Below are 24877 nucleotides of genomic sequence, written 5' to 3' on the forward strand. Positions count from 1 at the left end.
CCTGTCGCGGGCGTCCTCCCCTTCCATGCCGCGCACAATGTCCAAGTTCAAGCCATTTTCCTGTTGACGGCCCAAACAGGGAACGGTATCCCCCGCCTCACAGACGGATGGAAACATCCTGATGGGCGACGGGCTGCAAGGTGCGGCAGCGGACTGTAACTCCGCCGGGGAGACCCACGCCTGGTTCGATTCCAGGGTCGCCCACCATTACCCCCAAATCATTGATATATCGTGATGGTTGGCCGATTTGGCCCGTAGGCCTAAGCATTATGGCGGGCTTTGATACTCCCTGTGTTGTGCCGTGCGTCAGGTTGCACCTGCCTTTGCGCGTCTTGAGACGCTCGGGTCGTGAAACGCAGCCGCAACGGCCGCACATCCACCCCGTAAAAAGTTATGAATGCGATAGGGAAAAACCCTCACGGGCCTTGATGTGGCGGGAATGGCAACCGCATCCCCTAACGCTGCGTTTGGGGGCTGTGAGGCGACCACGGGACCACCTTGTGGCACTCCGTCCCAGATCGACACCCCAAGAACGCTCACACCTCACCTAACAGCCGCAGACACGAAAAAGCCGCCCCACGATATCACGTGGGGCGGCCTATTTTGTTTGGCGATGAAGATCGCGGCAGACTTAGAAGCTAAAGCGCGCCTCAAGGCTTGCGGTGACATCCGCATCATCGCCCCAAGCGTTGTCTGCACCCAGATCAAACGACACGGTGCCCGCATCGGTGATCGCATGCGTCACACCAACCCGCGCGGACATGTTCGCACGGTTGAGGCCAACGGACCCGACCGAGAACGCGCCTTGGCCGTTGTCATAGCTACCGTCCACCATGTTGTCGCCACCGAAGGGTGCAGATAGGTCCAACGCCCCTGACAGCTGTGTCTTGTTACCAACATGAACACCGAGCTTTGTGCCTAGCTCCAAGCGTGCGTAGCTTGACGATGCTTTATCGACAGCCATGACATCCAAGGTGTTGGACCCGCCTGTTGTCTCCATGAACGCATCCGACGACGAGGTGCCAAAGACTGCGCCAGCACGCAGGCCCAAGTTCGTCAGGGCCGTTGCATGTTGGTACTCAAGACCAAAGCTCATTTGTGTCGCGGACGAGCGCACATTGTCAAAGTCGACAGTGCCGCCATTGGCAAGGCGTGTCCCGTCAAGCGTGACGCTTGTATGGCTCACACCCATGGTCCAGAACGCGCCATTGGATCCTGCGATTTCACCCAGAACAGTTGCACCAAAGTGATTGCCGGAGCCGCTACCGGTCATCAGGTCGCTGTTCACACTTGAGGACACTGTGCCCAATGAGAACAACACGGTCGCGCCCTGCATGGTTTGACCAAAGCCTGTTGAACTTGTTGTCACATCAACACCGAACGCAGTGTTTTCGGCCATCACTTCGGCTGTGTCAAAGTGGGCGTTAGAGGCGTTGAAGAACGAGTGCTTTTGACCCTCATATCCCGCAAACCCTGCGATCCAGTTTGGCATTGCGTTCACGGCTGCCGCTTCGGCGGCCGATCCTAGGCTTGCGTAGGCCTCTGGTGACGCCTTGCGGAAGACCGCAGACGTATCGCCACTGGCGGCCAAGGTTTGTGTCAGCGCTTCGACAAATTCACCGCCGTAGAACTGAGCCACACCACCCGCGTCATTCACCATCAAGCCATCGTAGATAGCGGCGTGATTGGGTGTGAGAGCAAGCGCCTCAAGCTCGGACAAGGTTGTGGTGCCAAGACCCACAACATTCCCTGTCGCAAGGTTCATGATCACATCGTTGGTGCCCGTCGTCGTGGCCGTTCCAAACATACCGTCGATCGCGAAATCATCGAAGTCAAAGATATGTGTGGTTTCACCAAGCGCAGACGCATCGTTTTCGACCAGATTGAGAACAGCGTCATCGGTGATGGTAAGCGTGCCACCCGTAGAGACATTCACACGGTCATAGTCCGTGCCTGCGATTGCGCTGGCCCCCGCCGTGTCGATTTCCATCGTTGTGGAGGAACCGGATGCAAGTGTCAGATTGGCAAACGTCAGTTCACCTGGCGATGCACCTGGGTTCAACTGACCGCCACCGTGTACGGTGGTTGACGCATCAACCATACCCGAACCACGCAGAACACCGGTAACCTGTGCATCTGCGGCTGTGACCATCGCGCCATTGCCGCCAAGGACCAAATCACCATCAACCTGCAAGTTGTTGGCCGCAAGAGAGCCTGTCGATGTCACTGTGGTGGTTGAGGTATCGTTCACGACGAATAGTGAGTCTGGCGATGCAAGAGTGCCGCTCACAGCGAAATCGCCGCTTTCGACATCAACCATACCCGTTCCGTTGATTGACCCGTCGAACGAGCCACCGTCACGGATAAACAGATCGTTTGCGCCCAGTTCAACCGTCCCTGCGCCCAACAGTTTGTTGATCGACTGATCGCCAAACGTCAGAACCATGGAGGCATTCAACGCAACGTTGACGTTGGCATCGTGATTGATCAGATCGTCACCGTTAAAGGCCAATGCGCCTTCTGTGATGTTGATCGTCAACAGGTCCACGGCACCGGCCAGCGTAAGAACGCCGTCCCCCGCTTTGGTGAAGCTCGCACTGCGATCATCACCGACACGCGCGAACGAGCCGCTATACGTGGTGTCCGCATCTTGATCGACGGTCAGGCTTTGCGCCGCATCGATTTTGATGACACCCGTTGCAGCGCCGGTGAGACCCGCCGCCGTGGTTGTCCCGAGGGTGAGCGTGCGATCCCCGCTGAGGACCATCTCGCCATCGTTTTGGACATTGCCCGCGCTGGTCGCAACATCTGCGTTGAGCGTCAGTTTGCCACCCGCATCATTGTGCAAGAGCGCCGTTGTGCGCACATCTTGGTCAACGGTGAACGTGCCACGGTTGGTGATGGTTGCCACGGTATCAGCCGCACCAACGGTATAGGCACCCGCTGTTTCGACAACGATATCAAGAGCGTCATTCATCGTGGCGTTATTCTGGATCAAACCGCCTTCGACGGTCAGGATTCCTGCGAAGGCTTGCGCCGCCGTCAGGGTCAGAACTCCGACATCTTTCTTGGTCAGGTTACCAGAGCCTGCAAACACACCGTCAAAGGTGCTATCGCCAGTCAGCGCCAGATCAAGTGTTGTTGCCGTACCGCCACCACATTCAAGATTTGCATCAACAAGACCGTCCTCAAGACAGAACTCACCCGAGCCGATCAATGTCGCCGCGTTAATTGCGCTGTCAGTTCCGATGTACCAATGGGCATTGTTTTCAACATAGCCGCCTGCTGTCAGCGTCCCGTTTTGGGAGAACTCGGCAGCGTTCACATCGCTGTCTTCGTTCACTACATTGCCCGTGACAGTCACATCCGCCTTTTGATCCCAAAACCCGCCATTGGCGACAGAGCCACCAACGGATTCGATGTCGCCGATGACAAGTGCCTGTCCGGTATTTGCGATATCCGTCCCAACATTAACGTTGGCGCCGATGCCCCAAATGCCCGCGTTGAAAACACTACCAGTTACGTCAAGTGCGCCAAATTGCAAAAGCGAACCCGTGGACGCGTTGGTCACGTCACCGCCGACTTTGGCAATACCATTCCAGTCGGCAAAATCATCCGCAAGATAGTCGAGCGCGGAAACCGATTGAAGTTCCGCGTACACTTGACCCCGCGATACACCGTCCTCCAGTAGCCACTCATGGTCACCGATCACACCGATAGTGCCGCTGTTGACCACAGATCCAGAGGCATCAAGACCACCAGACAGCGCCCAAATGCCATCCTCTGCGACATTAACAGTCGTCGCAACTTCATCCGCAAAGGTGTGCAGAGTGCTGTTCGATCCAACAACGATATCCGCATTCGCCGCGAACAATGTGCCCGCTGCATCCTCGCCCGCATAGGTGGACAACGTACCGCCCGCCAAAAGGAGCTGTGACAATGCGTTGTCACCCATCATGAACAAGGAGCCCGTGAAATCGCTTGTCGGGTTCGCATCGCCAACGACCAAGCCACCATTCGTCCAATCGCCGGACAAGGTTGCCTGTGAGGAGCCGACTGCGCCCGTGTCATCGACAGCAACGCGGCCAATTGTACCCGCGCCCGATCCGTCAAAGCCGTTCAAGTCGACCGAGTTGGTAAACTCAACCGCACCGACCGCAAGTTCGGAACCGAATGTAAGTGCGCCGTTCATGCCTGCGCCAGTGGCGTCACCGCCGACAAAGAAGCCGTCAAAGCCCCATTTGAGCGCTTGGCCACGGTTGGTATCTTCGTCCAGCAAACCAAGGTTTACTTTCACGCCTTCGCTCAACGATGACGCGAAACCGCCCGAACCGGTCCAGCTTGTTTCAAACGGGTCCATGCCCGCGCGGCGCACATAGTCCTCTTGCAACAAGAAGCTACCAGCAGTCGCCAAAGCCAAAGTGCCAGTCTCTGCGATTGTTGTGCTGCCCGCACCGTTAAAGCGCATCAGCGACGAGTCGTTTACGCCAACACCCATTTCAGCCGTCAAAGATGCCCCTTCGAGGATCGTGTTGCCCGAATAGGTGTTTTCGCCGTTAAAGATGACCAGACCGCCATCGCCCGCGATGGTGATGTCCGCGCCGTCACCGGCCGCATTCATAAAGCCGTCATTGGTCGCAAGGCTGTCATCAGCGATGTCGCCCTCGAAACGGATTTCGCTTCCCAGTCCTGGCTGAAGGCGCACATTGGCCCCTTTCATCATGAACAGGTCCGTCCCTGCGGCCATGCCCGCTTCGCCAAATTCGCTCGTGGTTGTGCCGCCCGCAACGTAGTTCAGTTCGAACAAAGCATCGCCTTGGATCACAAGGTTGCCACCCTCGCGTACAAACAACGCGCCGCCAAGGCCGGAGCCACCGCCGCTTGCTTCACCGGCGTCACCACCTGCGCCGCCAAGACCCGCGAGGCCCTGCCCCAACTGGGCCGCCCAATAGCTCAAATTCACAGTCGCCAGTGTCAAATCGGCAATTGCAAAGCCGAGATCAATCTGGGCTTTTGACATGCCAGTAGCTGCTTTTGCAACTTCCACAGGGTCGGGCGCACTCACCGCAGCACCAATCACTGGGTCGGGTGTTGCGGCCGCAGCTACATCAAGAGAAGCTAAACCAATATCCATGGTGGCCGTCTTAAGCCCACCAGCCGCAGCAACCATATCATAGATCAACCATGCATTGACCGGCTGGCCGTCAGTGCCGTTACCGCCGTCACCACCGTTAAAGCCGACACCATTATCAGGATCACCCGCAGGTCCGCCATTGGTGCCGTCGACACCCTCGCCATCGTTAAAGAAGGAGCTAAGACCATTGGCCGAATAGCCGTCTCCGCCATCTGGACCACCCGTGTGCGCAGGGGCCGCAATGTTGTTCATGCTCCCGCCTGTGGACAGCGGGTCGTAGAGTTTGAAGTACTCGACCGATTCGCCGCTAATTGCATTTTCAGACAGCGACAATGTCACCGTACCGGATGTCGCATCAAGGCTCGCAAAATCGGCTGTGGTGCCCTCGACGAACGCCGCGCCATCAATCGTGCGCGAGCCGAACTCGGCGGCAATACGAGCGTCACGCGCTCCATCCGTTTCGCCGGATCGTTTGCTTGTGTCGTATTTGATCGTGATGGTTGAGCCGCCGCCAGTGACCTCTGCCGATGGGATCTTGATCGCCAAACCGACTGCCGAATTGTAGAAGTCAGCAAGCTTCGTACCAGACGACACGGGCGTCACGGTCACAATATCGTCGGACGACACACTCGCGACTGTTGCCTCGAACGCGGCCCCGCCGCTTTCGCTAGGAACATAAATCGTCTGACCAACGCTAAACTGCGACTGCGCGCCAGAAATGCGCACGGAGTTGTCGCCGGTCATGGGGTTTTCGACGGCATCAAATGCGAACACGTCCGCAGGGAGAGCCGCGTTATCAAGCACGAACGACCGGCCATCCGAAGAGACGGTGTCAATCGTTGCTGTCTGCTCATTGCCATCTTCGGTCCACGTGACGGTCATCCCCTCGCGGAATGTTCCGGTCGGGTTTGTCATCGTGATCGTTTGGATGCCATTATTATCAGTGGTATAAAACTGTGCCACGTCAAAGGTTGGCGCGCCCAAGAAATCGAATGTTGTCAGCGAGCTTTCGCTGGACAGATTATCCTCAAGCGTGATGGATTTGATTTTGCCCTGCAAGAGACCCGTGTAGGGCGCGCCCAGCTGACCTTCTTTTGTGGCAGCTTCCGCAGCTGTGTAGTACTCGACCACGCTGACCGTGGACATTTGATTGGCGCGATCACCAGAGATCCCCGCAACCAGTTTAGACCCTTTTACGATGCTGTTGAGACCAGCAGGTTCAACAAGCTTATAGCCGCCCTGCCCATCGTCAGCGTACGCATAGGAAACCGAAAGCTCGTCATCCACCGCGGTAATATTGCTATTTGTAAACCCAATCACTTTGTCGGCAGCGATGGACACGGGAGTCTCGAAACGGACATTTGTAGCCGAAATGCTGTCGACTTTTGCGACAGCGCCATAAGCGCCGAAGGACGCGGTGGAGTCTTTTTGCAGCAAGCCAAGCGTGTCTGATGACGCTGAGGCGGTATCGAACTCGCAGAGGCCAGACGTGGTATTATATGTCAAAAGTTCGATGTCGCCCAACACCACAATCGACGGCAAAGTCACAGTGGATCCGGTGACGCTCAGGGATTTGTCGTAGAACCGTAGGGCCGCATCCGAGCCACCTTGGCCGCCTTCAACGCGGTTGCTTTTGAAATCTGTGTTGATGACGGTGAGCGTAGCGCCCTGATCGACAAAGAACACACCACCAAGGCCCGCACCACCACCGGAGCCTGCGCCGCCTGTTGTCGTGAAGTTGTGCACCAATGACTACGCATCGTTGGTCCCGATAGTCACGGACGTGTTGCCACCAAAAAGCCCATCGCCAGAGATCAGATAGCCGCTCCCCAGCTCACCATTGATATCGCCCGACAGGTTGGACGACAACGCAATCTCGTCTGGAAGGGGGTCAGCGTGCGCCGCGCCATTGATGCCAGCACCAAATGCCAGTGGCGCAATCACCGCCAGCTTGCCTAGGCTCATAAGGCCCGACGAGCCAACCGCGCCTTGGGCGCATGAGACCACGTGACGGCCAAACTTTGTGACCTTATAGCCAACTTCAAATACACACACGTTCATTTTTCCCCTATCCGCCGCAAACCAGCAGCACATTAAATTCCGCTCGGCCACGATGATGGGCCACATGCGATTACATCGATGCGAACGCTGATGCGGGGTGAAATTGAAGCGGGGGAAGTGCGGCGCGCTCGTCGCAGATCGCGTGTCTAGGGCAAGGTCCGCATCTAAGAAGACACAGCCCAAAAGGCCCAAAACAAAGCGATTGCATCATCACACACAGCGCCACGCAACCGCTCGATTTTTAGCCCAACACGCGTTTCGTCAATTTTACGTGACAACTGTGAATGCTCGCCGGAGCATTGTTTCTTAAGGGTTTTGCGGACAACATAGTTGCGTCATGGACCCCATGGGGTTTTGCAAGACGCTTATTTGTCCGTCGCTTCGCTTTTCACGCATTAGTTTTTATAGCCACACCAAAGCGTGTGGCACCACTGTGCGGCAAAACAATAAAACGCCACAAAACGCCCTCCCGAAAAACCGCGCAAATCCCCCGACCCCGCCGATCAGAATCATGTATGAAACTAAGCTGGCGTCTTTGGGTGGTTGTGACAAACGGACCTTGTGGCGATACGCGCGGACGCGTCACAAGATGATGCGCTAAACGCGCGAATGATTGACGCCCTCGAAGGCAAATGACAGGTCGACGGCGCCGCCTCCAGTCGCTACCTTGCGACACAATCTAAAGTTTCAAAACGCCATGCAACAGGTCCGTATGCCCGATAAACCGAACACCCCAAGTTCCTTTAACGTTGTCGTCGTCGGACAGAACGGCCGCTTGATGTATGAGGCCCTGCTATTTGCCGCGTCGTTGCGTCATAGCGATCCCGACTTCAAAGGGCGGGTGTTTGTCGCCGAACCTCAACCAAACGCTCACTGGAACAACGACCCGCGGATGCGTCAGCCAGAGTTGCTTGAAGCGCTAAAGCGGCTCGATGTGGATATTCTCCCGTTCGAGAGCCGCCACTTTGGCCAGTCCTATCCCTATGGCAACAAGATCGAGGCACTGTTTGCGCTACCCGAAGGCGAGCCGTTTGTGTTCTTTGACACAGATACGCTGATCACGGGGAAGCTGTCGGACGTGCCGTTTGATTTCAACCGCCCCACCGCCTCACTCAAGGTTGAGGGCACATGGCCGCAGATCGAACTCTACGGGCCTGGGTATACGGACATTTGGAAATCCCTGTATGAGCGGTTCAATCTGGATTTTGACAGCTCACTCGATCTCGAACAGCCCGATGAGTATTGGCGGCGCTATCTCTATTTCAATGCAGGGTTCTTTTTCTACAAATGCCCGCGCGTGTTCGGCCAACGCTTTCTCGACTACGCGCTTGAGATCCGTGACAATCCGCCGAGAGCCTGCGAATTGCAGGTCTTTGATCCGTGGCTCGATCAAGTGGCACTGCCGCTTGTCATCCACTCACTTGGCGGCGGGCGCAACACCCTGCCACACAACACGCTCGACGGTGATGTGTCGTGCCACTACCGCACCTTTCCGCTCTTGTTTGCGCGCGAGAGCGACCATGTGATCGACGTGCTCAACGCGGCTTCCGCCCCCAATTGGATCAAGAAGGTGCTCAAAGACTACGAGCCGATGAAGCGGATGGTATTTCAAAACAAAGGCGACAAAGTGCGCGCGATGTTTGACCAAAACGACCTACCGCGCAAAGAGCAACGCATCCGCAACCAGATCAAAAAAGCGAACCTGTGGATGCGGTGACGAACACACCGGACCCACGCCCATGAGCGAAGGTTCGCAGACAAAACAGATGGAACTTTCTTGGTCTTTGCTTTGGTACAAAGACAGGGTAGATTTATTTGGTTAATATGATTTAGAACTTTAAATAATAGCGACAAGGCACTGACATGAAACCAAATTTTGCTCTTAATTTGAGTCATGATGGCATTGCGCTTTTGCATCGCGGCCCTGATGGTTGGTATGCCATGGGTGAGGTCGCGCTTGATGATCCCGATATGGGCGGCGCGTTGGACGCCCTGCGCGCGCTGGCCACGTCCATATCGCCAAAGGGGCTGACGACAAAGCTTGTTATTCCGAACTCGCAGATTCTGTATCGTACCATCCCCGATCCATTGGCCACCACCCCGTCCGCCACAAAGGCCGACCGTATTCGCGCCATCCACGCGTCACTCGAGGGTGCCACACCCTATGCGCTCGACGAGTTGGTCTGGGACTGGCGCGCATCGCAGGGCAGCATCCAAATCGCCGTGGTTGCCCGCGACACGCTCGCCGAGGCAGACGCCTTTGCCGTTGAGCACCGGTTCAATCCGATCTCCTATGTGGCACTTGCGGAAAGTGGCACCTTTTCGGGTGAGCCGTTCTTTGGACGCGCAAGTACCGCAGACGCCGTTATAGGTGCAGAGACAGAAATCGAGCCAGACAGCGATGCAATCGTTGTGCGCGCAGGCCGCCCGCCCCAGCCCGAGCTGGAGACACCTGAGACCTCGGACGATGGGGATGAGGCTGACCACGAAATCGCCGCGACGCCAGACGCGGCAACGCCAGACACAAAACTGGTAGACACAGCACCGGCAGACCACGAGGGTGCACATGACGATGCGCCCACGGCTCCGTCCGAACCAGACACGGCCGAGCCACCGATCGATGTCAAAGAGGCTGACCCTGCCAAAGACGATGACGCGGCGCGGCCAACCGCGCCGCGCCCCCTGTCGGCCTTTCGCTCTCACCGTGACGCAAACGCCGCCGACCACTCCGTGTCCGATGACAACACGACCGAGCGTCTGCGCGCCCAAGCCTCGCGCCTATTCGCCGCCGCGCAAGATGATGATGAACCGCAAACTCCCAAGGCCCAAGACAAACCACATGTCGCCGTCACTGCGCCAACCCTGCCCGGTTTTGAAACAGCGCCCGTAGCGCCCGCAAAACCGGCGCCCACGGTGAAACGTAGCGCCCCCTTGCCCGAACCGGCACCTATGCCCGCCCCCACGCGCGGCATTAGCAAACTGCCCTCCGCACCCGCGACATCACCCGCGAGTGCAACGCCGCCCCTGTCTGTCGCCACGCAAAAGGCGCAGGCACAACGTGGTGCACCGCCAGACACGACACCGCCTGTTGCGCCCGCCACCCCCCATGTGGTTACTCAAGTCTCTGGCGACTTTGGCCACACAGGCGAACCCTCGATCGCCGATATTTCGGACGTGGCCCACATCGCGCCTGTCGCCGAACCTGAACCGGATCGTGATCCCTCGCGCCTCGCCCTCACCGCACGCGCACTTGTGCGCAGTGCAGGACTTGCTGTCTCAAACGCCCTAGGCAAAGCGCGCACACGCAAAGAGCAACGCCAAAGCGCACGCCGTGCAAAGGCCGAAGACGCCGTAACACGAGCTGCACCACAGCCCGAGGCCGCCCCGCTTCCCGTACAAGATGCAACGACCGAAGCCGAGGCGCTGACCGTCTTTGGCGCGCGCCGCCGCAACCACGAGCAGCGCGGAAAACCGCGCTACATGGGATTGATCCTAACCGTTGTGCTCTTGGCGATCCTTGGCGCTGTCTACATTTGGGCGAGCTTTTTGCCGGACACGACACAGGAGCCGCAAACTGGGGCACTTGATGTGCCTCCGGTTCAAACGACCACAACCGTTGTTGCCGACGATCTATCTGACGCCCCTGTTCCACCTGCGCCCTTTGATGAGGGTGTAGACGCGACAGGGGAGGCAGACGCCGATATCGCGGATGCCGCAATTCCCGAACTTGCGACTGACGCCCTCCCCGCCCCATTGGGTCAAGACACGCAACGCCTGAGCCTAAAAGACGTCCAAGACCACTACGCCACCACGGGTGTTTGGGCCGCCGCACCTCAAGCAGGAACAGCTAACGACACCGATGTGATTGACGATCTGTATATCGCCTCGATCGATCCGCAAATCCTCTCCCAAGATGCGATTGCCCTGCCCGATGCGCGCCTGCACACCGCCGAAGATTTGCCACGCCCGACATTGACGCCTGTGCCGTCGAACACAACCTTTAACCTCGATGCACGCGGCCTTGTGATTGCGACACCCGAGGGCGCGTTAAGCCCTGAGGGCGTGATGGTCTTTGCGGGTCGCCCCGCCGTTGTGACGCCTGCGCGCCCCGAACGTGCGCCAGCCGCACCAATCGTGATTGATGACAATGATCCGGTCCGCGTTGCACTCAAGGCGTATGTGCCGCAACCACGTCCCGATCTGCTTGTTGAGAACAACGAGCGCGCCAATCTTGGCGGGATCACCCGCGCCCAACTGGCCGCGTTTCGCCCCGCCGCGCGCCCTGCGTCACCACAACAAGAGGCGCAAGAAGACGCAGAGGCCGTGGGCGAACCGGCTCCCGAGGCCACCGCGCCGCTTGTGGTCACGTCCATCGTGCCAAGTGCCCGCCCTGCAAATATCGAAAAACTTGCCGCCGCCGCCCGCGCAGCCGCCGCTGCGGCCGCAACCGCGACTGAGCAAGACACCACAACCAACTCGACCGCAACACGCGTCACCGCCAAAGTTCCCGCAACCACGGTGCCGCGCTCTGCGCCGACCAGCGTGGCAAATGCCGCGACAGTCAAAAACCAGCTCAACTTGCGCCAGCTTAATCTGATGGGGGTCTATGGCTCCTCGTCGGATCGGCGTGCTTTGTTGCGACTGCCCTCAGGCCGTTTTGCCAAGGTGAAAGTCGGCGACAGCGTCAATGGCGGCCGCGTTCAATCTATCACCTCGGACGCGCTAACCTATGTAAAGAGTGGCCGTTCAACAACGCTCAAAGTCGGCGGATAAGTTTCTTGCCCAAATGCGTGTAAGTTTCGATTCTGACACTTGTTGTTCACATGTAAGTGCTTAATTTTATACATGGGATGATCTTGTCATTAACGGCATCGCTTCAATCACAAGCCCGTATGATGATCGCTACATTTTGAGATGGAGATATACCGCAGATGGACGGTTTTTTGGCCCAAGCCACAATTTACCTCGCCGCCATCGTTATTGCTGTGCCCATTGCACGCCGGTTGGGACTTGGGTCTGTCTTGGGATATCTCATCGCCGGCATCGTGATCGGGCCGTTGCTTGGCCTTGTTGGCCACTCTCAAAGTACGGATTTGATGCATTTCGCCGAATTTGGCGTTGTGATGATGCTGTTCTTGATCGGCCTCGAACTCGACCCACGCGCCCTATGGGAGATGCGTCATAAACTGATCGGAATGGGGGGATTACAGCTCACGCTTACCTCTGGAGTAATCACATGGGCTGCGATCTGGTTCGGGCAACCGTGGCAAACCGCACTGGCTCTTGGGATGATTTTCTCGCTCTCTTCCACGGCGGTCGTGCTACAAACCTTGTCCGAAAAAGATCTGATGCGCACCAGTGGCGGGCGCGCCGCGTTCTCGGTGCTGCTCACACAAGACATTGCGGTGATCCCGATGCTTGCGGCCCTGCCACTGCTTGCAATCGGGTCGGGTATTTCGCTCAACCCCGATGGCTCGATTGCGCGCGCCTCTGACATCGTTGCCCACGCCGAAGAGTTATCCTTGATACAAGGTCTACCCGCTTGGGGCGTCACGATCGTGACATTGGGCGCGGTGGCGACAATCGTCCTTGCGGGCATCTTTTTAACCCGCCCCGTCTTCAGATTTGTCCATGCGGCCAACATGCGCGAGATCTACACCGCCATTTCGCTACTGATGGTGGTGGGGATCGCGCTGTTGATGAACGCTGTGGGACTGTCCCCTGCGCTTGGCACATTTTTGGCGGGTGTGGTTCTGGCCAACTCGGAATTTCGCCATGAGCTAGAAAGCTCTATTGAACCATTCAAGGGGTTGTTGCTCGGCCTCTTTTTTATCGCTGTGGGCGCGGGGATCAACTTCACCATTTTGTTCCGCGATCCTATTTTCATCATCGGGCTGACCCTGATCTTGATGATCACAAAAGGTCTCATCCTTTATGGGATTGGACGGCTGTTTTCATTGCGAAAGCGCGGACAATGGCTGTTTGCGCTCTCCCTCGCTCAAGCGGGTGAATTCGGTATGGTTTTGACCACATTTGGTTTGCAACAAGGTGTTCTGACGATCTGGCTTGGGCAACGCGTGATGCTGATTATTGCGCTCTCTTTGGTGTTTACGCCGCTGTTTTTCATCCTGCACGACTACCTGCGCCGCAAACTCACAGAGCGCGGCGAAGGGGCCGAGGCCACCGACGAAATCGACGATCAGCAGGCGATTATCATCGCAGGTATCGGTCGCTTTGGCCAAGTGGTGAACCGTCTGGTGCAAGCCTCCGGCTTTAACACCGTGGTGTTGGACAACGACCTGAAAACAATCCAAGTGATGCGTAAATTCGGGTTTAAAGGCTTCTTTGGTGATCCGACACGGCCCGAATTGCTACACGCGGCGGGCATTGATGATGCAAAGGTTCTTGTGGTCGGCCTTGATGATCCGGCCGCCGCAACGCGCCTTGTCACCTATGCGCGTCAACACAACCCGGATCTGTTTATCATCGTACGCGCCCGCGACCGTATCCACGTCTACGAGTTGTTCAAAGCGGGCGCAGACAAAATCGTGCGCGAGATGTTCGATAGCTCCCTGCGCGCGGGGCGGTACGTTTTGGAGGAAATGGGCTTCAGCGAATATGACGCGGCCATGACCGAAAAAGCCTATTATCAACATGACCGCGAGGCGATGCGCAATCTGGCGGAATTGTGGGATCCTAAGATCCCGCTATCCGAAAACACCGCCTACATCGAGCGCTCTCGCACCCTCGACAAAGCATTGGAAGCGGGCCTGATGGAGCAACTTGAAACGCGCCGCCGTCAAAGCGAAGAGGCGGCCGAATAGACCGCCCCTCTCACCGATCCCAAACGTTGGTCTAGCCCGCCGCTACTCCGGCCTCCGCAAAGGTCGCCATCCCTGAATGACACTCGAGCGCGGCACGGATGAGCGGAATGACCAGTGCGGCCCCTGACCCTTCGCCCAACCGTAGGCCAAGCGACACAAGCGGCTCTTTGCCAAGAGCGGCAAGCAGACGTCCATGCGCCGCCTCATCTGATTGATGCCCCGCGATGCAATGATCCAACGCCCCCGCGCAGGCATGCTCCAACGTCGCCGCAGCCGCAGTGCAAATGAACCCGTCGAGAATGACAGGGATACGCAGCGCCCGCGCACGTGCAATCGCCCCCGCCATCGCCGCCAGTTCACGACCGCCCAAGGCGGCCAAAATACCAAGCGCATCCTTACCCGCGTGACGCGCCACACCTGCGGCAACAACGTCCTCTTTGAGCTTTAGCCCCGCATCGGACACACCCGTGCCACGCCCGACCCAAGCGGCCGCCGCGCCGCCATAAAGCGCATTGGCGATAGCCGCCGCCGAGGTCGTATTGCCGATGCCCATTTCGCCCACCACAAGCAAATCAGCCGTGGGATCAACCGCATTCCAACCCACCGTGAGCGCGGCCACACAGTCGGCCTCATCCATCGCGGCCCCTTGCGTGAAATCGACCGTTGGACGATCCAGATCAATCGCGTGAACCGACATCGACGCGCCTGCAGTGCGAGACAGCTGATTAATCGCAGCCCCGCCATGTTCGAAATTTGCGACCATTTGAACAGTGACTTCGGGCGGAAAGGCCGACACACCTTTGGCCGTGATCCCGTGATTGCCCGCGAAAATAATCGCCTGCGGAGCCGCCACTCTGGGGCGCGCATCACCGCGCCATCCCGCATACCAAAGTGCAATCTCTTCGAGCCGCCCAAGCGAGCCCGCAGGCTTGGTCAATTGCGCATTGCGGCTTTGGGCCTGCTCACGCGCGGAATAATCGGGCGCAGGCGCATGGGCCAGAAGATCAGCAAACTCGGATAAGGTGGAAAAAGACACGTGTTGCGCTCCTGCATTGTCATTCTTTGGCCACTTGTCTATCGCTAGTCGCCATGACTGAACAGGAAAAATCCGCCCCCTTTCGCCCGCAGGCCTATGATATCGCAACCACGCTTGCGTTGCTGACCCGACTGCCTGTACGCGCCAAATTTGATCGCACCGCTCAGGCCGTGTGGGCGTTTCCGCTTGCCGGACTTGCGGTGGCGTTGATTGCGGGCGCTGTGGCGACGATCTCAATTTGGCTATCGCTCGGGGCGGCGACCACATCCGCGCTGGCGATTGCAACGGGCGTGATCATCACAGGCGCGATGCACGAAGACGGGCTTGCCGATAGTGCGGATGGCCTGTGGGGCGGCTGGGAGCCAGCGCGCCGCCTTGCCATCATGCGCGACAGCCACATCGGCACTTATGGCGTTTTGGCGCTCATTCTGGCCATGCTCATCCGCTTTTCCACACTGTCCACATTGGCCCATACGGGTGTGATTGTGCCCGCACTTATGGGCGCAGCCATCCTATCGCGCGCAGTGATCCCGTTCACCATGGCGCTCTTGCCGCCCGCCCGCACCGATGGGTTATCCGTGCAAACCGGACGCCCCCCACGCCGCGCCGCTGTGTTGGCGGCTCTCATCGCATTGGGCCTGTCTTGGATTGTGGTCGGGTTCGTGCCAACGGTTTTGGCCGCAAGTGCCGCGACCGCAATCGGGTTTGGCGTCGGCGCTCTCGCCAAGGCAAAAATTGGCGGACAGACTGGCGACATTCTGGGCGCCACGCAACTCATCTGTGAGTTGGCCACGTTGCTCACCTTTGCGGCGCTTGCAACCTAATCGACACCACATAAAAAACCGCCGCGAGGTCTCCCCCACGGCGGCTTTATCATATCAGTCCATCGCCCCGCTTATGCGGCGGCGGGCGGTGGTGCGCGGCTGATCAACACGTCATTGATCTGCTTTTGCGCATCGGTCTCTTCGTCACCGGAAACAGCCGCAACTTCACGGGTCAAACGGTCAAGCGCCGCTTCGTAAAGCTGACGCTCAGAATAGGATTGCTCACGCTGATCATCGGCACGGTGCAGGTCGCGCACGACCTCCGCGATGGCGATCAGATCACCAGAGTTGATTTTTTGCTCGTATTCCTGCGCACGGCGCGACCACATTGCGCGCTTGACCTTTGCCTTACCCTTGAGGGTTTTCATGGCTTGGGTCACCACATCAGGCGAGGACAGCGAACGCATGCCCACTTCGATGGCTTTGTTGGTCGGAACGCGCAGCGTCATCTTGTCTTTCTCAAACGAGATAACAAACAGCTCCAGTTCCATTCCTGCAATTTCTTGCACTTCGATCGAAACGACCTTTCCCACACCGTGGGAGGGGTAAACAACGAAATCGTTCGGGCTAAAGTCGAGTTTCTTAGACTTGCTCATTTGTAGCTTTGTCCTTGCATAAGCTATTAGATCCGCCTCACAGTCACATCAAATCCGCGCGCCTGTGACACAAAAAGCCGCACCGAAATGCGACGTCCCTGTCATCTCCTGCCCGTGTTAGCGGGAATTTGGCGCGAAAAACCCAAGCCCCAATCACGCATCGCGCAAGGGGTTGGGAGAGATATGCCCTAAGGTGGTTGAGACACCATACCACAAAATGAGCCGCGAAAAAAGTGACGCAATTGCGAAACGGGCAGCATCCCAATGAAATATGATGGAAAATAACAAAAACGCGGCGCAAATCCGCCGCGTCCTAGCTTAATCTGCGCAGGAGTGATTCGCGCTATGCGTCGCCTTCGCCCGCCGCTTCGGAGAAATACTTCTCCATCTTACCGGTCTCGCCGTCCTTTTCCTCATACCCGGGCATCGGGTCTTTTTTAGAGAGGATAACGGGCCATGCCTCGGAATACTTCCGGTTGAACTCAACCCACTTTTCCATATCCGGCTCGGTGTCTGGACGGATAGCGTCAGCGGGGCACTCAGGCTCGCACACGCCACAGTCGATACACTCGTCGGGGTGGATCACAAGCATGTTCTCCCCCTCGTAAAAGCAGTCCACTGGACACACTTCGACGCAGTCGGTGTATTTACAGGCGATACAGTTTTCAATGACAACGTAGGTCATGGGTGTCGGTCCCTCATCAATGCTTGCGCCCTAGCTACCGCCGCTTTGCAGATCAATCAAGCATATCACGGCGGGAAAGAAGACCGGTGCGACGATCTTTCTTAGTTGGGCGACCTTTTCCCTCGAATTTGGGAGATGGCGGAACGTAATCCCGCGCCTCTTTGACGGGAGTCTTGTCAATGTAGAGGGTTTGGGCCTCGGGCGCGGGGCCGCGCCGCGTTCCCAGCATCGCAATCTCGACCACACGAATGTCGTCGCCTTGCCGAAAGGTCAGGACATCGCCCTGCCCGATCAAGGTGCTCTTCTTTGACGTTTTTACGGAATTGAGGCGCACATGACCGCTCGTGACGACTTTCGTCGCCAACGAGCGGGTTTTGAAAAAGCGGGCGAACCACAGCCACTTGTCGAGACGGATTGTCTCCCGCTTTTCGTGCATTGTGTCTTACTTTTTGTCTTTGAGACCCATCAGCGCGGCGGCGAATGGATTATCGGGATCAATCGGCTTTTCTTTGCGTGGGGGGCGCGCGGAGAAGTTTTGCGGCTTTGTATCGCCACCTTTTCCTTTGCCACCGTCACGGCGTGGACCGCCTTTGCCATCACGGCGCGGGCCACCTTTGCCGGCGGGTTTTCCGCCTTGTTTGGCTTGGGGACGTGCGCCTTGGGCCTGACCTTGGTTTTGGCCACCCTGACGGCGATTGCCGCCACGGTTTCCACCCCAAGTGAAGGTGTAAAACACCTCCATCTCGGCCTCAACAACAGCCGCATCAGCGGCCTCACCTACAGGTGTTTCAGTCTCGGCCACGTCAGCCACTGGAGCTTGTGGTGCGACCTCTTCAGCGACCTCAGCCGTTTCAACCTCAGCCGTGTCACCAGTGGATGCGACCTCAACCGGTGTCGTCGCCGCCTGCGCCGCCACAACCCGATCGGCCGCTTTGACCTTCACCCGCTCGGCCTTCTCGGACTTATAGCCCAAGCCATCCATGAGATTGGCAAACTGTTCCAACGTCATACCGGTGATCGACAGCATGTCTGGGTTCGCCTCGAACCCGCCACGGCTATCCTCGGAGCGCAAGAGATCCGCCAGACGTTCCAACATGTCGATGCGAATCGCACGCTCACCACCAAGGCGGTAGCCGGACATATCGTAATAACCCTCAGGCGCATCTTTGAGCGCGGGGATGGTCACCAGACCCGGAGGGGGGCTATCGGGAAACTCGTCGAGTTTCGCGTTGAGCGCCCACAACAACAGACGCAAACGCGTCGGTGCGGGTTTCAAAATAGCCGGCATAAAGATCGTGAACTGACCAAAGCGCACACCGTGTTTGCGCAACGCGCCACGGGCCTCTTGGTCCAATTCCTTAACCTCTGCGGCCACCGATTGACGCGGGATCACGCCAAGGTTTTCAACCAGACGGAAGGCAAAGCCACGCGCAAGACCTGTCAGCGCCTCGTCTTTCGAGATCGCCAAAAGCGGCTCGAACAAGGTCGCGATTTTGCGATCAATGAAATGCTGCAAGCGGCGTTTGACCTTTTCGGCCACGTCCACGCCTGCGGCCTCATCAACAAACGCTGTGATCTGAGGTTTAAGCGCATCATCGCCCACCACAAGTTTGCCCACGGCATATTCGCCCCACATCAGACCACCTTGTTCGGTGAAATCCATCTCTGTGTCCGGCGCATTATAGAAGCGGTCAGAGCGCAAATTAAATTCTGGCGCGAGCGCGGCAGTCGCAGCTTGCGTCAGTGTTTTGGCTTCATCGGGGCTAGACGCCTTATCCTGAATAAAGCGGAACCCTTCGAGACGGCCAATGAGTTCACCCTCAACCGTCACTTCACCTTTGTCGTTTACGTCGGCCACAAGGCCCTCCTTCTGCTTCAACCGCCGAAGGAGCACACTCGTCCGCCGGTCAACAAATCTCTGCGTCAACGCACAGTGTAGCGCGTCTGACAATCGGTCTTCTACTGCGCGGGTTTCGTCGCGCCAATGATTTTTATCATCGACCCAGCCCTCGCGCTGCGCAACATATGTCCAAGTTCGGATATATGCCAGCCTTTTAGACAGGGTATCTATGTCACCGTCTGTGCGGTTGATCCGTTTGATTTTCTGCGCGAACCAGTCGTCGGGGACACGCCCGAATTCGTGCAGGAACCCGAATATCTGTTCCAACAAGGATGTGTGTTCGCCTTTGCCTATGCCGCGAAAATCGGGAACGCGGCAGACATCCCATAGCAAACGGACATCGCGACCCGTTTTAACGCGGGGGCGAACGGCCTGTAATTCTGATATGGTTTTTAACGCCATCAGATCGTCGGCTTGCGGCGCTCTGACCAAAACCTGATCTTTCGGCGCGGCCTCCAGTGAGGCAATCAACCCCTGAACCGACCCGAATTCCAAACGATCATTGCGCCACAACAGCCTTTTGATCGGCGCGAACCGGTGTTCCTCGATCGCCTCAATAACCTCGTCATCAAGACCCTCGGCCTCACCCGTCACGCCAAAGGTGCCATCGGTCATGTAGCGCCCTGCCCGCCCCGCGATCTGGCCCAACTCATTGGGGGCGAGATGTCGCATCCGCCGCCCATCGAATTTGATAACGGAGGAAAACGCCACATGCCCCACGTCCAGATTAAGCCCCATCCCGATGGCATCCGTGGCCACGAGGTAATCCACATCGCCGTTTTGATAGAGCTCCACCTGTGCGTTGCGGGTGCGCGGGCTCAGCGCCCCCATAACAACCGCAGCGCCCCCTTTTTGACGGCGCAACAGCTCGGCCATGGCATAGACATTATCAACCGAAAACCCCACGATTGCGGACCGCGCGGGCATCCGACTTACCTTTTTCGACCCTGCGTAGGTTAATTTGGAAAACCGGTCGCGGTGCATGAATTGCGCTTTTGGGATCAGATGCTGAATGACGGACCGCATGGTATCTGCGCCCATAAACAACGTCTCGTGGGTGCCGCGTGCGTTCAAAAGACGGTCGGTGAAAATATGCCCGCGCTCGGGATCGGCGCACAGTTGAATTTCGTCAACGGCCAGAAAATCCGCACCCATTCCCGTGGGCATCGCCTCCACCGTGCACACCCAATATTGAGCACGCGCGGGTACAATCCGCTCTTCGCCTGTGACCAAGGCCACAACAGACGGGCCGCGTGCGGCCACGATCCGGTCATAGACCTCACGCGCCAAAAGACGCAGCGGCAAACCGATGACGCCCGTACGGTGGCCCAACATCCGCTCGATTGCATAGTGGGTTTTACCCGTATTTGTCGGACCTAAGACGGCGATCACTTGCCCGCCGGTGCCCAAAGCACTGCTCATTTTGTTCGCCTTTGCTCAGGGATACAGGGTTACGAGGACACGCAATCTGTGGCTATAGCGCCGTGCCCTCAAGATGCAGTTCCAGCCGTGCAATCCGGTCAGACAGTCCGGTCATATGGGGGTGCACTTCGCGGATTGCATAGAGAACTTCAAGAGACTTTGCCGCACCATCGGTCGCCTCCAAGATAAGCGCCAAGCCCGATAGCGCGCCAAAATGACGCGGCTCAACCGTTAAAACGCGCCCGATATCTTGCATCGACGGCCCATAAAGCCCCACCATATAATAGGCTGTTGCACGCCCGTTGTAACCTTCGGCAAAATCTGGCGCGTGATCTATGAGGGCGGTGAAATGCTCAATCGCGCTCCTAAAATCACCCATCGCCAAGGCGGCACGCCCGCGCTCCAATAGTAAATCCATCGCGTCAGAGCCGGAGCGCGCCAACTCTAGCGCAATTTCATCCTCGATCTGCGCCGCCTCGCCCGCATGCGCCTGAGGAAGGCGTGCAAACAGGTCATCCAGACGCGCGGCATCCACCGCCGCCGCAGGCATCGCTGCGCAAAGGACCGCCGACACGCTCACGGACGCAACGGCACATTTGAGATATTGTTGAAACCACATCATAACACTCCCAAGTGTAGCTTTCTGGCCAAGCGGGGCAATGCCTCGTATCATAAAATGGTCATCACATTCAAAGGAACTCCCGATGAGCGACGTTATCACCACAGCCGTGGACGCATTGAACGAGAAAATCGAAGGCGGCTTTGCCGCTGGGACCGCGAAATTCGTCATCGAAGGCGAAGGCTCTATTGTCATCGACGTTGACGGCGCACGCGCCAGCGATGACGCTGCAGACGTAACGCTAACGGCCGATGTCGACACATTCCAAGGGATGCTTGACGGCTCCTTGAACCCCACCGCCGCTTTTATGGGCGGATCACTCTCAGTTGATGGTGATATGGGCATGGCAATGCAGCTTGGTGCCGCACTGGCATAACCCCCTTGCACGGTGCGGCGCCCCATGTGAGCGTGTCGCACCGTCATCTATTATCAGCCTGAACCACATTTTTAGTACCAGTACATTGAAGCGAGAGTCGTATGAAAGCCGCGCCGTATTATGCCGATGTTGCCGATGGGCCCCAATCGGGCCACGCCTATTGGCTCACGACATCTGACGGGCTACGGATCCGCGCAGGGGTCTGGCCACTAGACACTGAGACCGCACACGACACCGGCCCCGACACCCCAAAAGGCACAGTGTTCATCTTACCCGGTCGCACCGAATGCATTGAGAAATACGGGCGCGGCGCGCGCGATCTGGCCGCTCTTGGCTATGCATCCCTTGCGATTGACTGGCGTGGACAGGGCATTGCGGACCGACAGTTGAGCAACCGAAACATCGGCCATGTCGTCTCCTTTTCCGACTACCAATATGACCTCAAAGCCGTGATTGATATGGCGGACACGCTCAAACTGCCACAGCCCTACTTTCTCATCGGCCATTCCATGGGCGGTGCGATCGGCCTCAGAGCGGTTATAAACGGTGCGCATCCCTTTAAAGCGGCTGTATTTTCCGCGCCGATGTGGGGCATTGGGCTCAATGTAATCCAACGCATTTTGGTCAAATTGGCCGCGCCACTCCTATCGGCACTTGGACTATCGGGTATGATTGCCCTTGGCACGCGCCAAAAACCTTACATGCTTTGGAAGCCGTTCAAGGGCAACAAACTCACCTCAGATCGTGACATGTACAACTACATGGCGCATCAAGTGGTCGCACATCCCGATCTGTCCCTTGGTGGGCCGTCTGTGCGTTGGGTCCAAGAATCAATGCGCGAGAACAAAGAAGTGGCGGCATTATCTGCGCCCGACCTTCCTGCGCTCTGCTTTCTTGGCTCGGACGAGAAAATCGTTCACACAGACGAGGTGCGCACGCGCGCTGCCAATTGGGCCAGTTGCGAGTTGGTCGAGATCGCGGGCGGACGACATGAGATTCCAATGGAAACACCCGCGATACGTGCCGAATTTTATGGAAAATCAGCGGCTTTGTTTGATACGCAATTGAGCTGACCCTTTGCATCTACGCGCACACTCCCTATGTGTCATTCAACACGACATTTTGGAGATCGCTGATGCACCTGACCTTTCCCGCGCCCGTTTTCGATGCCAATGCCCAAGGGGCAAGTGACAAGAATTTTGGCGATCTTCCCAACTGGGATCTAAGCGATCTGTACCCCGCCGCGGACGCACCTGAGGTGCAGCGTGATCTGGATTGGGTCCACACCGCCTGTGCCACCTTTGCCGCCGATTACGAGGGAAAACTCGCGGACCTTGACGGCGCGGGCATGTATGAGTGCATCACCCGCAATGAGCGCATTTCCCAAGTGGCGGGCCGTCTCGGCTCGTTCGCGGGGCTGCTCTATTACCAAAACACCACCGATGGTGAGCGCGTCAAATTCTTTTCCGATGTCCAAGACAAGCTAACCACCTCCACCGCGCCCTTGGTGTTTTTCTCGCTCGAAGTGAACCGCATTCCCGATGAGACGATCGAGACCATGTTAGGCCATGCCGATCTGGCGCGTTACCGGCCGATATTCGAGCGGATGCGCAAAATGCGCCCCTATCAATTGTCTGACGAATTGGAGCGCTACGAGCACGATATGTCCATCGTCGGGGCCTCCGCATGGAACAAATTGTTCGACGAAACGGTTGCTGATTTGAGCTTTACCGTAAACGGCGAGGACATGGGGCTAGAGGCTATTGCCACGCTTTTGTCCGAGCAAGACCGCGACACCCGCGAGGCAGCAGCCCGCGAAATCGCGCGCGTCCTTGGCCTCAACATCAAAATTTTCACCCGTGTTCACAACACTTTGGCCAAGATGGGCGATGTTGAGGACAAATGGCGCGGGATGCCAACGCCGCAAACGGGGCGTCACCTGTCCAACGATGTCGAACCCGAAGTGGTCGAGGCGTTGCGCAACTCCGTTGTTGCCGCCTACCCCAAACTCTCGCATCGCTATTACGAGTTGAAACGCGGTTGGCTTGGCCTCGACAAACTCCAAGTTTGGGACCGCAATGCGCCTTTGCCAATGGAAGAGAAACGCACCATTCATTGGGACGAGGCGCGCAAAACCGTGATGGACGCCTACGCGGGGTTCGACCCCAAAATGGCCGCCATTGCCGAGCCGTTTTTCGACAAGGGATGGATCGACGCGGGTGTAAAGCCCGGCAAAGCCCCCGGTGCTTTTGCCCATCCCACCGTCACGGACGCGCACCCCTATGTGATGCTCAACTATCTGGGCAAACAGCGCGATGTGATGACGTTGGCGCATGAGTTGGGCCACGGCGTCCACCAAGTACTGGCCGCCGAGCAAGGTGAAATGCTGTCCTCCACACCTCTCACACTGGCCGAAACGGCCTCGGTGTTTGGCGAGATGCTCACGTTCCAAAAACTTCTGGCAGATGCCAAAACCGATGCCGAGCGCAAAATCCTGCTTGCAGGCAAAGTTGAGGACATGATCAACACGGTGGTGCGCCAAATCGCGTTTTATGACTTTGAATGCAAACTCCATGAGGCGCGTAAAAGCGGGGAGTTGACCTCTGCCGATATCAACGCGCTTTGGATGTCCGTTCAGGGTGAAAGCCTTGGGCCTGCGTTCGAATTTATGGACGGCTACGAGACCTTTTGGTCCTATGTCCCCCACTTCGTCCACTCACCGTTCTACGTCTACGCCTATGCCTTTGGTGATGGGCTCGTGAACGCGCTCTATGCCGCCTACCAAGAGCAGCCAGAGGGCTTTCAAGACAAGTATTTCGACATGCTTAAAGCGGGCGGATCACTGCACCACTCCGAGTTGTTGAAACCCTTTGGCCTTGATGCCTCGGACCCAAAATTCTGGGACAAAGGCCTCTCGATGATCTCGGGCATGATTGATCAATTGGAAGCGATGGAATAGCGCGCCAGAACAAATTGGCACGCCCCACACAAACGCAAAAGCCCCGCACGTGAGCGGGGCTTTTTCATGTCTGGTGGTTGGTTCTTTAGTCCAGTTCGGTCCACGGCCACGGCTTTGTCTCGCTATCGGCGGTGATGTAACGTGTAGATTTTGCAAACCAAATCCCGATATCCGTGCCGAACCCTGCAATACGGGCATTGGGCTTTTTACCAGACGTCAAAAGAATGACCCCCTGCACAAGTGCAAGAAATCCAATGATGGTGGAGGCGAAACTCATCATAATCCAGATCAGGATCGAATAGAGGATACGCGCCGCAAGGTTTTCATGCACTTCGCCCACAGGACGTTCGCGCGGTTCAGTGCCTAAATCAGGCATAACGTGATCAAATTCGTTGGGGTCGGCCATAAGTGATTCCTTTAACGATTTGATAGATACTTTAC

16 protein-coding genes and 1 tRNA gene are annotated in these 24877 nt (G+C 57.3%); 8 read left to right on the forward strand and 9 right to left on the reverse strand.

Annotated elements, in window-relative coordinates:
* Positions 1 to 123 precede the first annotated feature (123 nt).
* Positions 124 to 207 (forward strand) — tRNA-Tyr (locus tag IMCC12053_RS15760).
* A gap of 424 nt (positions 208 to 631) precedes the next feature.
* Here the strand turns inward: IMCC12053_RS15760 and IMCC12053_RS04135 are convergent.
* Together IMCC12053_RS04135 and IMCC12053_RS04140 are read right to left on the reverse strand one after the other, a co-directional pair.
* Positions 632 to 6880, reverse strand: coding sequence for a beta strand repeat-containing protein (locus IMCC12053_RS04135; RefSeq protein WP_236852585.1), 6249 nt, complete (start codon positions 6878 to 6880; stop codon positions 632 to 634).
* Between the two features lie 6 nt (positions 6881 to 6886).
* A complete protein-coding gene (locus tag IMCC12053_RS04140; RefSeq protein WP_062216024.1) occupies positions 6887 to 7195 on the reverse strand; it encodes a hypothetical protein in 309 nt (102 codons plus the stop codon).
* Positions 7196 to 7907: 712 nt separating this feature from the next.
* Here IMCC12053_RS04140 and IMCC12053_RS04150 point away from each other — a divergent pair.
* From IMCC12053_RS04150 to IMCC12053_RS04160, 3 genes are all read left to right on the forward strand, one after another.
* A complete protein-coding gene (locus tag IMCC12053_RS04150; RefSeq protein ID WP_062220836.1) occupies positions 7908 to 8912 on the forward strand; it encodes a hypothetical protein in 1005 nt (334 codons plus the stop codon).
* Between the two features lie 146 nt (positions 8913 to 9058).
* Entirely contained in the window at positions 9059 to 11968 is a 2910-nt protein-coding gene (locus tag IMCC12053_RS04155; protein ID WP_062216027.1) for a hypothetical protein, read from the forward strand.
* 158 nt (positions 11969 to 12126) lie between these two features.
* Positions 12127 to 14019 carry a monovalent cation:proton antiporter-2 (CPA2) family protein gene (locus IMCC12053_RS04160; protein WP_062216028.1) on the forward strand — a complete coding sequence of 631 codons (1893 nt, stop codon included), beginning with the start codon at positions 12127 to 12129 and terminating at the stop codon, positions 14017 to 14019.
* Positions 14020 to 14050: 31 nt separating this feature from the next.
* On the opposite strand, the gene cobT is transcribed toward IMCC12053_RS04160, so the two are convergent.
* Positions 14051 to 15055: a nicotinate-nucleotide--dimethylbenzimidazole phosphoribosyltransferase gene (gene cobT, locus IMCC12053_RS04165; RefSeq protein ID WP_062216029.1), complete on the reverse strand. Its 1005-nt coding sequence runs from the start codon at positions 15053 to 15055 to the stop codon at positions 14051 to 14053.
* Positions 15056 to 15108: 53 nt separating this feature from the next.
* Between cobT and cobS the strand changes: the two genes are divergently transcribed.
* Positions 15109 to 15879, forward strand: a complete 771-nt coding sequence (gene cobS / locus IMCC12053_RS04170) for an adenosylcobinamide-GDP ribazoletransferase (protein ID WP_062216030.1) — start codon at positions 15109 to 15111, stop codon at positions 15877 to 15879.
* A gap of 71 nt (positions 15880 to 15950) precedes the next feature.
* Here cobS and IMCC12053_RS04175 read toward each other — a convergent pair whose 3' ends face one another.
* The 5 genes from IMCC12053_RS04175 to IMCC12053_RS04195 form a co-directional block, all read right to left on the reverse strand.
* On the reverse strand, positions 15951 to 16475 hold the full coding sequence (locus tag IMCC12053_RS04175) for a CarD family transcriptional regulator (protein ID WP_062216031.1): 525 nt from the start codon (positions 16473 to 16475) through the stop codon (positions 15951 to 15953).
* A 343-nt stretch (positions 16476 to 16818) separates the two neighbouring features.
* Positions 16819 to 17160 carry a ferredoxin FdxA gene (gene fdxA / locus IMCC12053_RS04180; protein ID WP_062216033.1) on the reverse strand — a complete coding sequence of 114 codons (342 nt, stop codon included), beginning with the start codon at positions 17158 to 17160 and terminating at the stop codon, positions 16819 to 16821.
* Between the two features lie 52 nt (positions 17161 to 17212).
* Positions 17213 to 17596 (reverse strand): RNA-binding S4 domain-containing protein, encoded by a 384-nt coding sequence (locus IMCC12053_RS04185; RefSeq protein WP_062216035.1) that lies wholly within the window; start codon positions 17594 to 17596, stop codon positions 17213 to 17215.
* Between the two features lie 6 nt (positions 17597 to 17602).
* Positions 17603 to 20482: a helicase-related protein gene (locus IMCC12053_RS04190; RefSeq protein ID WP_062216043.1), complete on the reverse strand. Its 2880-nt coding sequence runs from the start codon at positions 20480 to 20482 to the stop codon at positions 17603 to 17605.
* Between the two features lie 52 nt (positions 20483 to 20534).
* The gene (locus IMCC12053_RS04195) at positions 20535 to 21155 is read right to left on the reverse strand and encodes a tetratricopeptide repeat protein (protein ID WP_236852525.1); all 621 of its coding nucleotides are present in this window, start codon (positions 21153 to 21155) and stop codon (positions 20535 to 20537) included.
* 31 nt (positions 21156 to 21186) lie between these two features.
* Between IMCC12053_RS04195 and IMCC12053_RS04200 the strand changes: the two genes are divergently transcribed.
* The 3 genes from IMCC12053_RS04200 (at position 21187) to IMCC12053_RS04210 (ending at position 24436) form a co-directional block, all read left to right on the forward strand.
* Positions 21187 to 21477: an SCP2 sterol-binding domain-containing protein gene (locus IMCC12053_RS04200; RefSeq protein ID WP_062216045.1), complete on the forward strand. Its 291-nt coding sequence runs from the start codon at positions 21187 to 21189 to the stop codon at positions 21475 to 21477.
* Between the two features lie 101 nt (positions 21478 to 21578).
* A complete protein-coding gene (locus IMCC12053_RS04205; protein ID WP_062216048.1) occupies positions 21579 to 22550 on the forward strand; it encodes an alpha/beta fold hydrolase in 972 nt (323 codons plus the stop codon).
* A 62-nt stretch (positions 22551 to 22612) separates the two neighbouring features.
* Entirely contained in the window at positions 22613 to 24436 is a 1824-nt protein-coding gene (locus tag IMCC12053_RS04210) for a M3 family oligoendopeptidase (RefSeq protein WP_062216049.1), read from the forward strand.
* A gap of 85 nt (positions 24437 to 24521) precedes the next feature.
* Here IMCC12053_RS04210 and IMCC12053_RS04215 read toward each other — a convergent pair whose 3' ends face one another.
* On the reverse strand, positions 24522 to 24842 hold the full coding sequence (locus tag IMCC12053_RS04215; RefSeq protein WP_062216051.1) for a DUF4389 domain-containing protein: 321 nt from the start codon (positions 24840 to 24842) through the stop codon (positions 24522 to 24524).
* Between the last annotated feature and the right edge of the window lie 35 nt (positions 24843 to 24877).

It is taken from the genome of Celeribacter marinus, from assembly GCF_001308265.1.
In the GTDB taxonomy this organism is placed as follows: domain Bacteria; phylum Pseudomonadota; class Alphaproteobacteria; order Rhodobacterales; family Rhodobacteraceae; genus Celeribacter; species Celeribacter marinus.

Excerpts from the sequence above, each read along its gene's own strand:
- IMCC12053_RS04140 (WP_062216024.1), bottom strand. The coding sequence starts at position 7,195 with ATGAACGTGTGTGTATTTGAAGTTGGCTATAAGGTCACAAAGTTTGGC.
- IMCC12053_RS04150 (WP_062220836.1), top strand. The coding sequence starts at position 7,908 with ATGCCCGATAAACCGAACACCCCAAGTTCCTTTAACGTTGTCGTCGTC.
- IMCC12053_RS04155 (WP_062216027.1), top strand. The coding sequence starts at position 9,059 with ATGAAACCAAATTTTGCTCTTAATTTGAGTCATGATGGCATTGCGCTT.
- IMCC12053_RS04160 (WP_062216028.1), top strand. The coding sequence starts at position 12,127 with ATGGACGGTTTTTTGGCCCAAGCCACAATTTACCTCGCCGCCATCGTT.
- cobS (WP_062216030.1), top strand. The coding sequence starts at position 15,109 with ATGACTGAACAGGAAAAATCCGCCCCCTTTCGCCCGCAGGCCTATGAT.
- IMCC12053_RS04175 (WP_062216031.1), bottom strand. The coding sequence starts at position 16,475 with ATGAGCAAGTCTAAGAAACTCGACTTTAGCCCGAACGATTTCGTTGTT.
- fdxA (WP_062216033.1), bottom strand. The coding sequence starts at position 17,160 with ATGACCTACGTTGTCATTGAAAACTGTATCGCCTGTAAATACACCGAC.
- IMCC12053_RS04185 (WP_062216035.1), bottom strand. The coding sequence starts at position 17,596 with ATGCACGAAAAGCGGGAGACAATCCGTCTCGACAAGTGGCTGTGGTTC.
- IMCC12053_RS04190 (WP_062216043.1), bottom strand. The coding sequence starts at position 20,482 with ATGAGCAGTGCTTTGGGCACCGGCGGGCAAGTGATCGCCGTCTTAGGT.
- IMCC12053_RS04195 (WP_236852525.1), bottom strand. The coding sequence starts at position 21,155 with ATGATACGAGGCATTGCCCCGCTTGGCCAGAAAGCTACACTTGGGAGT.
- IMCC12053_RS04200 (WP_062216045.1), top strand. The coding sequence starts at position 21,187 with ATGAGCGACGTTATCACCACAGCCGTGGACGCATTGAACGAGAAAATC.
- IMCC12053_RS04205 (WP_062216048.1), top strand. The coding sequence starts at position 21,579 with ATGAAAGCCGCGCCGTATTATGCCGATGTTGCCGATGGGCCCCAATCG.
- IMCC12053_RS04210 (WP_062216049.1), top strand. The coding sequence starts at position 22,613 with ATGCACCTGACCTTTCCCGCGCCCGTTTTCGATGCCAATGCCCAAGGG.
- IMCC12053_RS04215 (WP_062216051.1), bottom strand. The coding sequence starts at position 24,842 with ATGGCCGACCCCAACGAATTTGATCACGTTATGCCTGATTTAGGCACT.